Below are 13,187 nucleotides of genomic sequence, written 5' to 3'. Positions count from 1 at the left end.
GCTCCGGCGAAAAAGGCCGCTGCGAAGAAGGCTCCGGCGAAGAAGGCCGCTGCGAAGAAGGCTCCGGCGAAGAAGGCCGCTGCGAAGAAGGCTCCGGCTAAGAAGGCCGCTGCGAAGAAGGCTCCGGCTAAGAAGGCCGCTGCGAAGAAGGCTCCGGCGAAGAAGGCGGCCGCGAAGAAGGCAGCGAAAAAGCCCGCGGCGAAGAAAGCAGCGAAAAAACCTGCGGCGAAGAAGGCCGCGGCAGTAGCTGCGGCCCCTGTTCAACCCGCAAAAACGGCGCTCAGCCCGCAGGCTGCTTGGCCTTTCCCGACGGGCAGCAAGCCCTGAGAATCGCCTCAGTGACCTGAACAACCCGGCCTCGGCCGGGTTTTTTGATCGACCAACCCTGGCGTGCAGGCTCGGTCGTGTCCCAAGATCGGCCCATATTCCGGCAGAGAAGATGTGACCCACGCCGCCGTTTGCGGGCCCCGATTCCAGTGCCGTTTTTTTTCCGCGCGCCGCCCTTGGCGAAAGCGTCACAGGCCCAACGTGGCTCGATCCAGTCGATGGTTCTGTCCGCCCAGGCTGGCGATTTTGATCGCCCCTACCCGGGTTCCGAGCTCGGCGCAGCGTTCGAGCGACCAGCCGCGTTCGATCCCGTACAACAACGCACCTCGAAAAGCGTCGCCGCAGCCCGTGGGGTCGAGCAGGCGAGTCGCCTTCACGCCAGGAACATGGCTGCGGACACCTTGCTGCCAAAGATCGCACCCCTGTGCACCGAGCGTGACAATGACGCCGCGCAGGTGTGAACGTGAGAGCGTCTCAAGTGTCTGCCCTGTTCGATCGCACAGCATCTGCGCTTCATAGTCGTTGAGTGCGACCCACGTCGCCTGTTCGACGAAGCGCCGGAGTTCCGGACCGTCGAACATCGGCAAGCCTTGCCCCGGGTCGAAGACGAAAGGAATGCCCGCGCTCGACAATTGCGCTGCGTGCGCCAGCATGGCATCGCGACCGTCGGGCGCCACGATGGCCACGCGGATGCTGCGATTCGAGGGGACGGCCGTCAGGTGCGCCGACTGCATGGCCCCCGGGTGAAAGGCGGTGATCTGGTTGTTGTCGGTGTCAGTGATGATGATGGCCTGCGCTGTGTGTTGATCCGCGATCTCGCGGACGAACTCCGTGCTCGCACCCCACGATCGAATCCGTTCCAGATAGTCCTGCCCGTCAGATCCGCAGGCCGCCATGATCAGTGGTTCGCCGCCAAGCATGCTGAGCGTGTAGGCGATGTTGCCTGCACATCCGCCGAACTCACGGCGCAAGGTCGGGACTAGGAAGGACACGTTGAGAATGTGCAATTGCTCCGGCAGGATCTGCTGCGCGAAGCGCCCCGGAAACATGGTGATCGTGTCAAACGCGAGGGAACCACAAATGAGTGCCGACATGGCTTCTCCAAAAGTCAGGAATCAAGACGGGCCGCCAGAAACGAAGCGGAAGGCGTGAGCGGAATCAAGGATAGAAAATCTCGACCGTGTAGCCACTGACGCGCGGCCCACCGGCTGAGAGTGTCAGCTGCAAGGGCGATTCGCCAGCGGCCGGCAACACCTCTGAGGCGGTCCGAAAGTCCCGTGGTGCCAGGGCCCGCCTCGCGATCAGCAGGCCCGACCCATCGGTCAGGCTCAGTTCGACCGAGGGCAACGCCAGGCCGATCGCACTGCGGTTCCGCAAGGTCACCGAAAGCCGGAAGGAGTCGCTCGTGCCGACGCGCGCCAGAGCCGTGTGCTCGACAGAGATGTCTTCAATGCGCCGTGGCGCGTCGATGCGGCAGCCCACGGCGTCACACCACGACACCACTGCCGGTCTCAAGCTCGGCCAGCGGGCAGCGACCAAGTCGCGAAAGTGGTGGCCCACCTGCAGCACCAGACACCCCAGCAGCAACACGCTGATGCTCAACAGCAGCCAGCGTGCATTCGACGTGCGCCAGCGCGCTTCGCGTTGTGCGCGGCGGACGAACTCCGGGGCCGCAGGGGGCTCGTCGGGGCGCGCATCGTCATCAACGGTCTCGGGGGAAAAGAGGGCTCCGGCCTGCGAAGGTATCTCATCGTCCGCCACCCATTCGGGGTTGAACTGCGCGTCCGAGAATTCGTGGCGATCACGGGCGCGCACCTGCTTCGAAGGGGTCGACGCCGAATCCGCACGGCGCGACCCGAACAGGCGCGTGTCGAGCTTGTCGACGAGATCGGGGTCGGTGGGCGACGAGAAGCCGTCGGCATTCCAGGGGCTGGACGGCACGGCTTCCATATCCGTTGCCGCAGCCTCCGCCGCATGCACGACCCCACCATCGGGCGGGGTGTCACGCTCCAGGTCGAACAGGCCCTCGAGCGCGTTGAACACCTCGTTGCATCGCCCGCAACGCACCCAACCTTCCGAGACCTTGAGCTGGTCTTGCACGACGCGAAAGACGGTGCCGCAAGAGGTGCATCGTGTGGCCAGACTCATGCTCGAATCATGCCATGCACCTTCAGCGCACCCGTCGTGCGGTCATCAGGATCCAGCCGTCTTCGGAGTCGCTGATCTGCAGCGTCAGCCATGTGGCGTAGGCCGCCTTGAGTTCGTCGGCCTGTCGCTCCAGGATGCCGGCCAGTACCAGGTCGCCGCCGGGTCCCACATGCGAACAAAGAAGCGGGGCGAGCAGCTTCAGCGGCGTGGCCAGGATATTGGCGAAGACGAGCGGATAGACGCCACTCGCGGCGTCGGGCAAGCCGGCGCGAAGCACCACGCCGTTGTGCCTGGCGTTGGCGGCTGTGGACTCGACGGCCGCCGGGTCGATGTCGACCGCGTCGACGTCGCGGGCGCCGTGCAAGGCCGCGCCGATCGCCAGAATTCCTGAGCCGCAGCCGTAGTCGAGGACGCGCGTCCAACGAGCGGCGTCGGCGGGTGCCTGCCGAGCCGTCCAGCGCAGGCACATCCGGGTGGTCGGATGCGTCCCGGTGCCGAAAGCCAGACCGGGGTCGAGCCGGATCACACGCCGCGCCTGGGCGGGGGGCTCGTGCCAGCTCGGCACGATCCAGAAGTCCGGGGTGACCGCCACCGGCGCGAACTGCGACTGTGTCAGCCGCACCCAGTCTTCGTCGGGCACCGCTTGAATGCTGCTCACGCGGATGCCATCAGCCCAGTCCTGCGCCAGCAGCAAGGCCGCTGCCGTGGTCGCCGAGGCCTCGTCGGCGAAGAGCGCCTTCAACACCGAACGTTGCCAGCCTGCGCTCGGCGGTGGCATGCCTGGTTCCCCGAACAAGGCAGCCTCCGCGTCCGTGTTCGCGTCGGCATCTTCGACCGACACCGACAAGGCATCGAGCTCGTCCATCAGCGCGTCCGACGCCATCTCGACGCACGCTTGCGGCGCCAGCAACTGCAACTCGACCATCGGTGGCCCTTCAGCGCTTGTGCTGACCCAGCCAGCCTTCGAGGTAGTGGATGCTCGTGCCACCTTCGATGAACTTGGCGTCGACCATCAACTCCCGGTGCAGCGGAATGTTGGTTTGAATCCCCTCGATGACCGTCTCCGACAAAGCGATACGCATCCGCGCCAGTGCCTGATCGCGGGTGTCGCCGTAGACGATGATCTTGCCGATCATCGAGTCGTAATTCGGTGGCACGAAGTAGTTCGTGTAGGCGTGCGAATCGACGCGCACCCCCGGCCCGCCCGGGGGGTGCCACATCGTGATGCGCCCGGGCGATGGCGTGAACTTGTAGGGGTCTTCCGCATTCACCCGGCACTCGATCGAATGCCCGCGCATCTGGATGTTGCGCTGCGTGAACGGCAGCTTCTCGCCGGCGGCGATGCGGATCTGCATCTGCACGATGTCGACACCCGTCACCAGTTCCGTGACCGGGTGCTCCACCTGAACGCGCGTGTTCATCTCGATGAAGAAGAACTCGCCGTTCTCGTACAGGAACTCGAAGGTGCCGGCCCCGCGGTAACCGATCTTCTTGCACGCCGCGGCACAACGCTCGCCGATGCGTTCGATCACGCGCCGCGGAATGCCCGGTGCCGGCGCTTCTTCGATGATCTTCTGGTGGCGGCGTTGCATCGAACAATCACGCTCACCGAGCCAGACGGCGTTCTTGTGCTCGTCGGCCAGGATCTGGATCTCGATGTGGCGCGGGTTCTCGAGAAACTTCTCCATGTACACGGCCGGGTTGCCGAAAGCCGCACCGGCTTCGGCCCGCGTCGTCTGCACTGCGTGGATCAATGCCGCTTCGGTGTGCACCACCCGCATGCCACGCCCGCCACCACCGCCCGACGCCTTGATGATCACCGGATAACCCACCGCGCGCGCCGCGCGGATGATCTCCTTCGGGTCTTCCGGCAAGGCGCCTTCCGAGCCCGGCACGCACGGAACACCCGACTTGATCATCGCCTGCTTGGCCGAGACCTTGTCGCCCATCACGCGGATCGACGCCGGTGTCGGCCCGATGAACACGAAGCCGCTGCGTTCCACACGCTCGGCGAAGTCGGCGTTCTCCGACAAGAAGCCGTAGCCGGGGTGGATGGCCTCGGCGTCGGTGACCTCGGCGGTCGAGATGATCGCCGGCATGTTGAGGTAACTCTGCGCCGATGCCGCTGGCCCGATGCACACGGCCTCGTCGGCGAGTTTCACGTACTTGGCGTCGCGGTCGGCTTCGGAATACACGACGACCGACTTGATGCCCAGCTCGCGGCAGGCGCGCTGGATCCGCAGGGCAATTTCGCCGCGGTTGGCGATCAGTATTTTCTTGAACATGGCAGCCTTATTCGATGATGAACAAGGGCTGTCCGAACTCCACGGCCTGGCCGTTTTCACACAAGATGCGCTTGACCGTGCCCGACTTGTCGGCCTCGATCTCGTTCATGATCTTCATCGCTTCGATGATGCAGATCGGGTCGCCTTCCTTGATCTGCGCACCCACTTCCACGAAGGGTTTCGCGCCCGGGCTGGCCGACAGGTAGAAGGTGCCGACCATCGGTGACTTCACCGCGTGGCCGGTATCGACCGCTTCCGCGGCCGGTTCCGCCGGCGCTGCGCTCGCGGCAGGCAAGGCCGCGGCGACCGGTGCTGCCACCGCGACCGGGCTCGGCGCATAGACCACGGGGGCGGCCGCGGCCGGCTCGGATTTGACGATCCGCACCTTTCCGTCGGCTTCTGTGATCTCCAGCTCCGAAATGTTCGAATCAGACACCAGATCGATCAGCGTCTTGAGTTTGCGAAGGTCCATGGTTTCTCCAACGTGTGCATGTCGGCGTGCATTGCCGATCAGGTCTGCCTCTTCCGGGCGCTAGATCTACGAGTGTTTTGCACTCAAGAAGCCGCGGACTTTACGCGCTTTGGATTCAGTTGACTTCTGTTGACAATAAATTAATCAGCCCGAACAAACCCGCAGTCAAGCTTTCTTCAAATGGTCGAAGCGGCCCACCGCACCAGGTCTTCCGGGGCAATCGCACCGAGTTTCTGGTGCGCTGCAAGCCCTGCAGCGTCGAAGACGACCGTGAACGGCAAACCGCCGCCGACGTTGCCGAGCGCGCGCGACAGGCTCACGCCTTCGAACCCGGCCAAGCCGACCGCGAAGCTCACCGGGCGCTGAGCCAGGAAAGCCTGCACGGGCGCGTCGTTGTCCACCGCCAGCCCGAGCACCTGCCAGCCGCGGGCCCGGTGTTCCTGATGAAACCGGTCGAGCATGGGCATTTCGGTGATGCACGGCCCGCACCACGTGGCCCAGAAATTGAGCAGCAGGGGTTTGCCGAGAAAGCTGGCCAAGCGCAACTCGCCGCCGCCCGGCCGCGCAAACGTCCTGGTCCAGAGCAGCGCCTGCAACTCGTTCTGCCGTTGCGCCTGCCGATGCCACAGTGCACCGCCCACCCCGGCCGCGGCTGCAGCAGCGGCGGCGAACACCAGAGAACGCCGCTTCATGAACGATCCATCAACTTGCGCAGCGCGGCCAGGTCGCCGCGCTGCGAGCGGCCACCGGCGTCGGGCTTCAGGGCGCCGCGCAGGTCGTCGTGGTCGAGCACGCTCAGCAGCACCGTGACGTCTTCACCCAGTTCGGCGCTGGGGCTGCTCACGCTCAGCACGTCGACCTCAGCGCCGCGCAAGCTCGTCGTGCTGCCCACCTCATAGGAAACGCCTCGGTCGATGAGCGCCAGCTCCGCCGCCTTCGAGTCGTCGCAGAAAAGTTGAAGGTGCACGTTGTTGAGCCGGGTGGCCGTGCCGCGCCAGACGGCGCCCGTGAGGTGGGGCCGGAACTCGGCCAGGCGTTCCATCCACAGCAGCGCCACGCTGCGCAGAGCGGCCAACTCTGCGGGCTGGGTGTCGGCGCAAAAGATCGAGAGGTAGCTTCGCACCTCGTCTTCGACCGCGTCGTTCGAAGGCAGTTCAGTGGCGCGCGTGCTGTGCCGGCCGAGCTGGCGCGCGGCGCGGCGCTTGGCCGGGCCGTATTCCATGCCTTCTTCGACCACCAGCCGGGCGGCGGCGGCGGCGATTTCGCCGATGATCACTGAAGACATGACTCCTGCCCCGCCATCAAGGTAGTTCAACGCCGCCCATCCGGGCCGCCACCGTGCCGGCACGGCCGACCACATAGGCCGACCCCGGCCGCTTCTCGAAACGTTTGGGTGCCGGCAGCATCACCGCGAGCTGGGCGGCCTGCATCACCCCCAAGGCACCCGCGCCGGCCCGGAAGTAGTGCCGTGCAGCGGCCTCCGCACCGAACACACCTTCGCCCCACTCGACGCTGTTGAGGTAGATCTCGAGAATGCGCTTTTTCGACAGGCAGGCCTCGAGCATGAAGGTGATCACGAACTCCTGAGCCTTGCGCAGCAGGTTTCGTTCACTGCCGAGAAAAAGGTTCTTGGCCAGTTGCTGCGTGATGGTCGAGCCACCCACGACCTTGGGCTGTGCGTGCACCGGCGCTTTCGCGGCGGGCAGCGGCTTGCCTGCGGCTGCCGCCTTCTGCACACGTTTGTCGATCTGCTCGTTGATCTTCTCGACCCGCGCTTCGGCTTTCTGGTTGCGTTCCAAGGCCTTTTCGAGCGCGTCCCACTCGACGCCGCTGTGGTCGGCGAATCCCGCGTCTTCCGACGCGATCACCGCGCGCTTCAGGTTTGCCGAAATGCGCGCGTCGTCGACCCACTGCTGGCTCCACAGGATCTGGTGTTTTTCGCTCAGCAGCCGCCAGGCTTCGGAGCGCTGGAAGGTCGTGGACTGCGGGTCGACCACCGCCATCATTGCGATGCGCGCCAGAAAATACAGCTGCAAGGCCAGCGCCGCCATCACAACCAGCACCAGCGCGCGCAGCAGATGACCCCAGGCCGTTTTCATCACCGTGCCGAGGCCATGCGCGCGCGCAGCGCCGCCAGCACCGGTGCCGTGTCGGGCCGCACGCCGCGCCACAGCTCGAAAGCCGCACCGGCCTGTTCGACCAGCATGCCCAGGCCGTCGCGGCCGGTGGCGCCATGTTCGTTGGCCCAGCCCAGAAAGCCTTGCGCAGCCGGGCCGTACATCATGTCCAGCGCCAGCGCACCTGGCCGCAGCACCTTGTGCGAAACCGGAATGGCGCCTCCTTGCAAGCTGCTGGCGGTCGCATTGACGACCACGTCGAAACTTTCGCCGCAGCCCTCGAGCGTGCTGGCCGTCAGCCGCGCCGTGGGCGCCACCGAGCGGTGCCGGTCGACCAGGGCCTGCGCCTTGTGCAAGCTGCGGTTCGCCACCACCACCTCGGCGGGCTGCGCCTGCAGCAGCGGCCCGAGCACGCCGGCGGCCGCACCCCCTGCGCCGATCAGCAGCACGCGCTGGCCGCGCAGCGAACGCCCGGCGTTGTGTTCGATGTCGCGCACCAGGCCGACGCCATCGGTGTTGTCGGCGCGCCAGCCCTCGGCATCGAAGCTGAGCACGTTGGCCGCTTGCGCCAGCGCTGCCCGGGCGCTCAGCCGGCTCGCGACCCGCGCGGCTTCGAACTTGAACGGCACGGTAATGTTGCAGCCCTTGGCACCGCTGTCGACCAGCGCCTGCAGCGAGTCTTCAAAACCTTGCAGCGGCCAGAGCAACCGCCCGTACTCCATGACCTGCCCCGTCTGGCGTGCGAATTCGGCGTGGATGAACGGAGACTGGCTGTGCTCGACCGGGTTGCCGGCCACGACGTAACGGTCCATGGCGCTCAGTTGCCGGGGGTGGCGCTCAAGGTGGTCTCGAGTGCTTCGTCACGCGTGAAGCGAAAGCGCGAGGTGATCACGAGCTGATCGGCCTTGCGCCGCATCGCGGCGGTGAACGGGCCGAACGGCGCCGCCGCCTTGACGATGGCGATCGCGCGTCGGTCGAGCAACGAGGAGCTCGACGGCCGCACGACTTCGGTCTCGATCACGCGGCCTTCGGAATCGACGGTCACGTTCATCGTCAGCTCGCCGTACAGCTTGCGCCCGGCGTTCTCGGGAAAGTTGCGCGTGCCGCGATCTTCGATCTTGCGCCGAAGCTGGTCGTAGTACATCGCGTAGACCTCTTCGCGTGTGGCCGGGCTGATGTAGCGCTTCTTCGGGCGCGCGTTTTCTTCGTTGATGCGTTTCTCGATCTCGGCCAGCAGCTGGATCAGCTGGCGCCGGTGCTCTTCTTGCGCACGTTCTTCCGGTGTGCCCTGGTCACGCTGCGGGTCGGGCGCCGGCAGCAAGGCGAGCTCGCGGCGGATCTGCGCCAGCAGTTGCTGCTGCGCTTCCTGCAGTTGTTCGATCTGCTTGCGCGCGTCTTCGTTCGACTCGCCGAGCTCGACCAGCGCCGAAGGCGGCAGCGGCGACGTGGCGCGGCCGAGGTCGGCTTCGCCACCGCCGGCCAGGCTCGCCTGCGCGATCGCCTGGGCCTTTTCGGGCGGCTCACCCGAGCGCGAGTTGACGAGGATCACTTCGAGCGGCGTGTCCTGGAACACGCGGTTGAAGCCCTCGGGATCAACGAAGCGCACCGTCAGCAACACCGCGTGCAGGCCGAAAGAAACGATCAGCGCGATCTGCAGCGTCGAGAATTTTTTCGGCAAGCGCATGGGTTTCACTGGGCGGTGAGCACGTCGGCGGGCTGGGCAGCGGCTGGCTCGCCATCATCGCTGGCAATGTCGATCGCGAGCGACAGCGGCCCAGCACTGTCGGCCGCGTCTTCGGCGTCGGCGTCGGCTTCTGCATCGGGCGCCGGGCCTGCGGCGGCCGAGGCCGTGTCGTCGAGCCGAGCCACGAGGCTGGCGTGCAGATCCAGCGTCAGCAGGTCGGTGCCGGCCACGGCCACGCGCACATGGGCGCCGCGCGGCAGGCTTTCGGTGCCGGGCACGCGGAACACCAGCGGCAGATCATCGGCGCGGACCAGAGCGTCTTTCATCACCACCGCGTTCAGCTCGGTGATGCCGTTCTGCGCCAGGTACTGCAGTGCCCAATAGCGCTCGATGCCCGACTGAAAGCCGTTGTACTCGGCATAGGCGGAATCGAAGGCCGAGATGACCGAGAACAGCTGCACGTCCTTGGGCTTGAAGGGCGCCGCCAGTGCCGCTGTGCGGCCGTGGCGGGCGCAGGCGATCAGCTGCCATTGGTTCACCAGGTCGACATAACGCCGCAGCGGCGAGGTGGCCCAGGTGTACTGCGGCACGCCCATGCCGGCATGCGGCGCCGGTTTGGTCCCCATGCGCACCTTCACGCCCGGCGCCATGCTCGCCTGGCTGCGGTAGATGCCGGGCACGCCGCACTCGTGCAGCCAGCCGCCCCAGGTGCTGTTGGCCAGGATCATCGCTTCGGCCACGATCAGATCGAGCGGCGAGCCCCGTTGCCGCGTGCTGATGAGCACCCGTTCGTTGCCTTGCGGCTCGCGGCCGTCATTGCCTTCGAGGCGGAAGTTGTAGTCGGGCCGGTTGAAGTTCTCTGGCTTGCCGCGCGCCACCTCGCGCCGCGCTTTCAGGTGGCGGGCGAGGCGGAAGGCGAGAGCCAGTTCGGCAGCGAATTCGTAGTCGGCAGGCGCTTCGCCGGTCAGCGAGGCTTCGGTGATCACGCCGTCGAGCTGGTCGTGGCGCAGGTTGGCCACGACGGGCACGCGTTCGAGCCGGGTTTCGCTGCCCGTGACTTCGAACGTGGCCTCGTTCATCGTGACGTAGAGCGACACCGCCGGGCAGTCGCGCCCTTCGATCAGCGTGTACGCCTGCACCACGTCGTCGGGCAGCATCGTCAGCTTGTAGCCGGGCATGTAGACCGTGGACAAGCGCTCGCGCGCCACCTTGTCGAGCGCCGTGTCGGGCGCGAACGCCAGGCCGGGTGCGGCGATGTGCACGCCGAAGACGATCGTGCCGGAGCCGATGCCTTGCACCGAGAGCGCATCGTCGATCTCGGTCGTGGCCGAGTCGTCGATCGAGAAGGCGCGCACGTTGGCGAGCGGCAGGGTTTCCTTGATCGCGGGGGCCTGCAGTGCCGGAAAGGCCGTGCCTTTCGGGAAGCTCTCGAACAGGAAACGCCGCCAGTGAAACTGGTACGGGGAATGGATGGCTCCGGCGCTTTTCAGCAGATCGAGCGGTGCGCGCTGCGAGCGCTGCGCCGCTTCGACGACGGCCTTGTACTCCGGCGCGTTCTTGTCGGGTTTGAACAGCAGCTTGTAGAGCTGCTCCTGCACCGGCGGCGGGCAAATACCGGCGACCAGTTCGCCGGCCCAGGTGTCGATCTGCGCGGCCACGAGTTTCTTGCGCTCGATGCCGAGCAGGGCCGCCTTCACGATCTCTTCGGGCGCCTTCTTGAATTGGCCCTTGCCGAGCCGGCGGAAGTAATGCGGCGCTTCGAACAGGCGAAACAAGGCCGCGGCCTGCTTCTCGATGCCGGCGCTGGTCTCGAAATACTCGCGCGCCAGGTCGGCGAAGCCGAACTCGTTGTCGGGCGCGAACTCCCAGGCCAGGTCGAAGTCGATTTCTTTCGCGAGCGTCTGCGCGGCCGCGATCAATTCGGCCGGTTGCGGCTTGTCGAACTTGAGCAGCACGTGGGCTGCTTTCACTTTCACGCGTTTGCCGGAGTCGAGCTCGATCTGCACCGAGGTGTCGGTCTCCGTCATCACGCGGCCGGCGAGGAACTTCCCGGCGTCTTCGAAGAGGGCGTACATAGGGGGTGGATTGTCGCTTGAACTGAAAGCCCGCCTGTTGCACAGAGCGTCACGCATCAGCTTGCGGCGGGGCGCGGCTTTGGCTAGCCTCGCGGGCTGCAACGACCTTGGCCGATCCGGCCTGCATGTCATGGAATTCGATGAGTTCATCCGCACCGCCTGGGCCGAACACGCCGAGCAGGCCGACGAGGTGGCCGAACGGCTCGCGTTGTCACTCGACCGGGTCGAGGTGCCCGCCCACGTGGCGCCGTTCGCCGGCATCGTCACCCACGTGTTCGGCGAACATCTGGCGCGCTTCGACGACGGTGTGGAATTGCTCGAATCGATGCGTCGCCTGCCCGCCTGCCACGGCCACACCGAGGCGCTCGGCGTCGTGTCGCGCAGCGTCGCGGCACTTCGCTTCGCCAGCGGCGAAGAGCATGCGCTGGACGTGCTCGCCCCGCAGGACCGCCTGACCGTGCTGGCCAATGCCTCGGGCGCGATCCTCGGCCGGCTCGACTACGCGCGCGCCATCGCGGCCTACGACCAGGCTTTGCAACTGGCGCTCAAGCACCGCCCCGAAGCGCGCGCCCAGCGTTCGCTGGCCGTGGCAGGCAACAACCTCGCCTCGAGCCTGGAAGAAAAGGCCGACCGCAGCGTGGCCGAAACCGCCGGCATGCTGCGCGCCGCCGAAGCCGCGCTGACGTACTGGTCACAGGCCGGCACGTGGCTCGAAACCGAGCGTGCCGAATACCGCCTCACGCGCAGCTTGCTGCAGGCGGGGCAGCCGGGGCCGGCAATCGACCATGCGCGTCGATGCATCTCGATCTGTGCGGCCAACGGCGCACCGGCCTTCGAGCGTTTCTTCGGCGAGGCGGTGCTGGCCATTGCGCAGCGCAGCGCGGGTGACCAGCCCGGGTTCGTCGCCGCACGCGAACGTGCCCTGGCGCTGTTTGCCCAAGTGCCCGACGAAGAACAACAGTGGTGTGCACCCGAGCTGAAGGAACTGCACGCCTGAACGGCGGCCGGCTTCAGTAGCTGCGCCCGCGCTTGAACTGCGCATGCGCGCGCGGCGCCAGCGCCGCGCTGCGCGAGATCGCCGCGAACGAGCCCGCAGCGTGCGCGTGGCAGATCGCCAGCCCCAGCGCATCGGCCGCGTCTTTCCCCGGCAGGCCGGGCAGCGCGAGCAGGCGCATCACCATCTCTTGCACCTGTTCCTTGCGCGCCTGCCCGTGGCCGACGATGGCTTTCTTCATCTGCAGCGCGGTGTATTCGGACACGCCAAGCTCGCCGGTCACGAGCGCCGCGAGCGCGGCGCCGCGGGCCTGGCCCAGCAGCAAGGTCGACTGCGGGTTCACGTTCACGAACACGATCTCGACCGACGCGCAGGTCGGTTGGTAGCGTGCCGTCACTTCGCGCACGCCGTCGAAGATGATCTTCAGCCGCGCCGGCAACTGGCCGCTCGCGATCGCGTCGGTCTTGATCGTGCCGCTGGCCACATAGTGCAGCTTCGAGCCCTCGGCTTCGATCACGCCGAAGCCGGTGGTCCGCAGGCCGGGGTCGATGCCGAGGATGCGCATGCTTGCCACCGCGTCACAAGCCGAAGTACCAGCGCACGGAGTGAAAGAACACCGGGGCTGCGAAGCACAAGGGGGCCACGCGGTCGAGCAGGCCCACCGCGCCGGTGACCGAGGCCTTGCCGCCCCAGCTGCGTACCCCGGCGTCCCGCTTGAGCGCTTTCATCACGAACTCGCCCAGCGTGCCGCTGCCGCCGGCCACGAAGCCCATCAACAGGGCCGGGATCGGCTTGAACGGCGTGGCCCAGTAGAGCGCGGCGCCGACCACCGCGGCGACCAGCGCTCCGATGCCCCACGCCCGCCACGAGAACGAGCGGCTGATCGCACGCGCCGCCGGGCGCCGGCGCAGGCGCCGGCTCGCCACTTCTTGCGCGATCTGCGCGATCGCCACCACCAGCACCAGGTAGAGCACCAGGAAGGCACCACGCCCTTCGTATTTGGGCAGGTCGAGCAGCAGCAGCGCCGGTGCGTGGCTCATGCCGTAGACGCAGACCATGATGCCCCACTGGATCTTCGCGGTGCG

General features: G+C 66.6%; 15 protein-coding genes. 2 read left to right on the top strand and 13 right to left on the bottom strand.

The window, feature by feature from the left end:
* Nucleotides 1-327: histone H1-like repetitive region-containing protein (locus AC30PD_RS07740; RefSeq protein WP_489535073.1), on the top strand; the 327-nt coding region annotated here is incomplete at its 5' end.
* Between the two features lie 188 nt (nucleotides 328-515).
* Here the strand turns inward: AC30PD_RS07740 and AC30PD_RS07735 are convergent.
* From AC30PD_RS07735 to AC30PD_RS07685, 11 genes are all read right to left on the bottom strand, one after another.
* Complete coding sequence (locus AC30PD_RS07735) at nucleotides 516-1,421, bottom strand: carbohydrate kinase family protein (protein ID WP_489535072.1); 906 nt, start codon at nucleotides 1,419-1,421, stop codon at nucleotides 516-518.
* 64 nt (nucleotides 1,422-1,485) lie between these two features.
* The gene (locus AC30PD_RS07730) at nucleotides 1,486-2,475 is read right to left on the bottom strand and encodes a zinc-ribbon and DUF3426 domain-containing protein (protein WP_489535071.1); all 990 of its coding nucleotides are present in this window, start codon (nucleotides 2,473-2,475) and stop codon (nucleotides 1,486-1,488) included.
* 22 nt (nucleotides 2,476-2,497) lie between these two features.
* Nucleotides 2,498-3,400: a 50S ribosomal protein L11 methyltransferase gene (gene prmA, locus AC30PD_RS07725; protein ID WP_489535070.1), complete on the bottom strand. Its 903-nt coding sequence runs from the start codon at nucleotides 3,398-3,400 to the stop codon at nucleotides 2,498-2,500.
* Nucleotides 3,401-3,410: 10 nt separating this feature from the next.
* The gene (gene accC / locus AC30PD_RS07720) at nucleotides 3,411-4,760 is read right to left on the bottom strand and encodes an acetyl-CoA carboxylase biotin carboxylase subunit (RefSeq protein ID WP_489535069.1); all 1,350 of its coding nucleotides are present in this window, start codon (nucleotides 4,758-4,760) and stop codon (nucleotides 3,411-3,413) included.
* A 7-nt stretch (nucleotides 4,761-4,767) separates the two neighbouring features.
* A complete protein-coding gene (gene accB / locus AC30PD_RS07715) occupies nucleotides 4,768-5,232 on the bottom strand; it encodes an acetyl-CoA carboxylase biotin carboxyl carrier protein (protein ID WP_489535068.1) in 465 nt (154 codons plus the stop codon).
* Between the two features lie 176 nt (nucleotides 5,233-5,408).
* Nucleotides 5,409-5,924, bottom strand: coding sequence for a TlpA disulfide reductase family protein (locus AC30PD_RS07710; RefSeq protein WP_489535067.1), 516 nt, complete (start codon nucleotides 5,922-5,924; stop codon nucleotides 5,409-5,411).
* A complete protein-coding gene (locus tag AC30PD_RS07705) occupies nucleotides 5,921-6,517 on the bottom strand; it encodes a hypothetical protein (RefSeq protein WP_489535066.1) in 597 nt (198 codons plus the stop codon). Before AC30PD_RS07705 ends, AC30PD_RS07710 begins: the two co-directional genes overlap by 4 nt.
* A gap of 16 nt (nucleotides 6,518-6,533) precedes the next feature.
* A complete protein-coding gene (locus AC30PD_RS07700; RefSeq protein WP_489535065.1) occupies nucleotides 6,534-7,331 on the bottom strand; it encodes a transglycosylase domain-containing protein in 798 nt (265 codons plus the stop codon).
* Complete coding sequence (gene aroE, locus AC30PD_RS07695) at nucleotides 7,331-8,161, bottom strand: shikimate dehydrogenase (protein ID WP_489535064.1); 831 nt, start codon at nucleotides 8,159-8,161, stop codon at nucleotides 7,331-7,333. The genes AC30PD_RS07700 and aroE overlap by 1 nt, the downstream gene beginning before the upstream one ends.
* A 5-nt stretch (nucleotides 8,162-8,166) precedes the next feature.
* Entirely contained in the window at nucleotides 8,167-9,033 is an 867-nt protein-coding gene (locus tag AC30PD_RS07690; RefSeq protein ID WP_489535063.1) for an energy transducer TonB, read from the bottom strand.
* A gap of 5 nt (nucleotides 9,034-9,038) precedes the next feature.
* Entirely contained in the window at nucleotides 9,039-11,108 is a 2,070-nt protein-coding gene (locus tag AC30PD_RS07685) for a ribonuclease catalytic domain-containing protein (protein WP_489535062.1), read from the bottom strand.
* Between the two features lie 130 nt (nucleotides 11,109-11,238).
* On the opposite strand from AC30PD_RS07685, the gene AC30PD_RS07680 reads away from it, so the two are divergent.
* The gene (locus tag AC30PD_RS07680) at nucleotides 11,239-12,105 is read left to right on the top strand and encodes a hypothetical protein (RefSeq protein WP_489535061.1); all 867 of its coding nucleotides are present in this window, start codon (nucleotides 11,239-11,241) and stop codon (nucleotides 12,103-12,105) included.
* 13 nt (nucleotides 12,106-12,118) lie between these two features.
* Here the strand turns inward: AC30PD_RS07680 and ruvC are convergent, their stop codons facing one another.
* Together ruvC and AC30PD_RS07670 are read right to left on the bottom strand one after the other, a co-directional pair.
* Nucleotides 12,119-12,667, bottom strand: a complete 549-nt coding sequence (ruvC, locus tag AC30PD_RS07675) for a crossover junction endodeoxyribonuclease RuvC (RefSeq protein WP_489535060.1) — start codon at nucleotides 12,665-12,667, stop codon at nucleotides 12,119-12,121.
* 13 nt (nucleotides 12,668-12,680) lie between these two features.
* Nucleotides 12,681-13,187 (bottom strand): phosphatidate cytidylyltransferase (locus AC30PD_RS07670; RefSeq protein WP_489535059.1); only part of this gene is annotated, 507 nt, incomplete at its 5' end.

Source organism: Rhizobacter sp. (assembly GCF_032229685.1).
Taxonomy (GTDB): domain Bacteria; phylum Pseudomonadota; class Gammaproteobacteria; order Burkholderiales; family Burkholderiaceae_C; genus LMDS01.
Note: the sequence above shows the minus strand (reverse complement) of the source record. Positions and strands in the feature narration are given on the sequence as shown.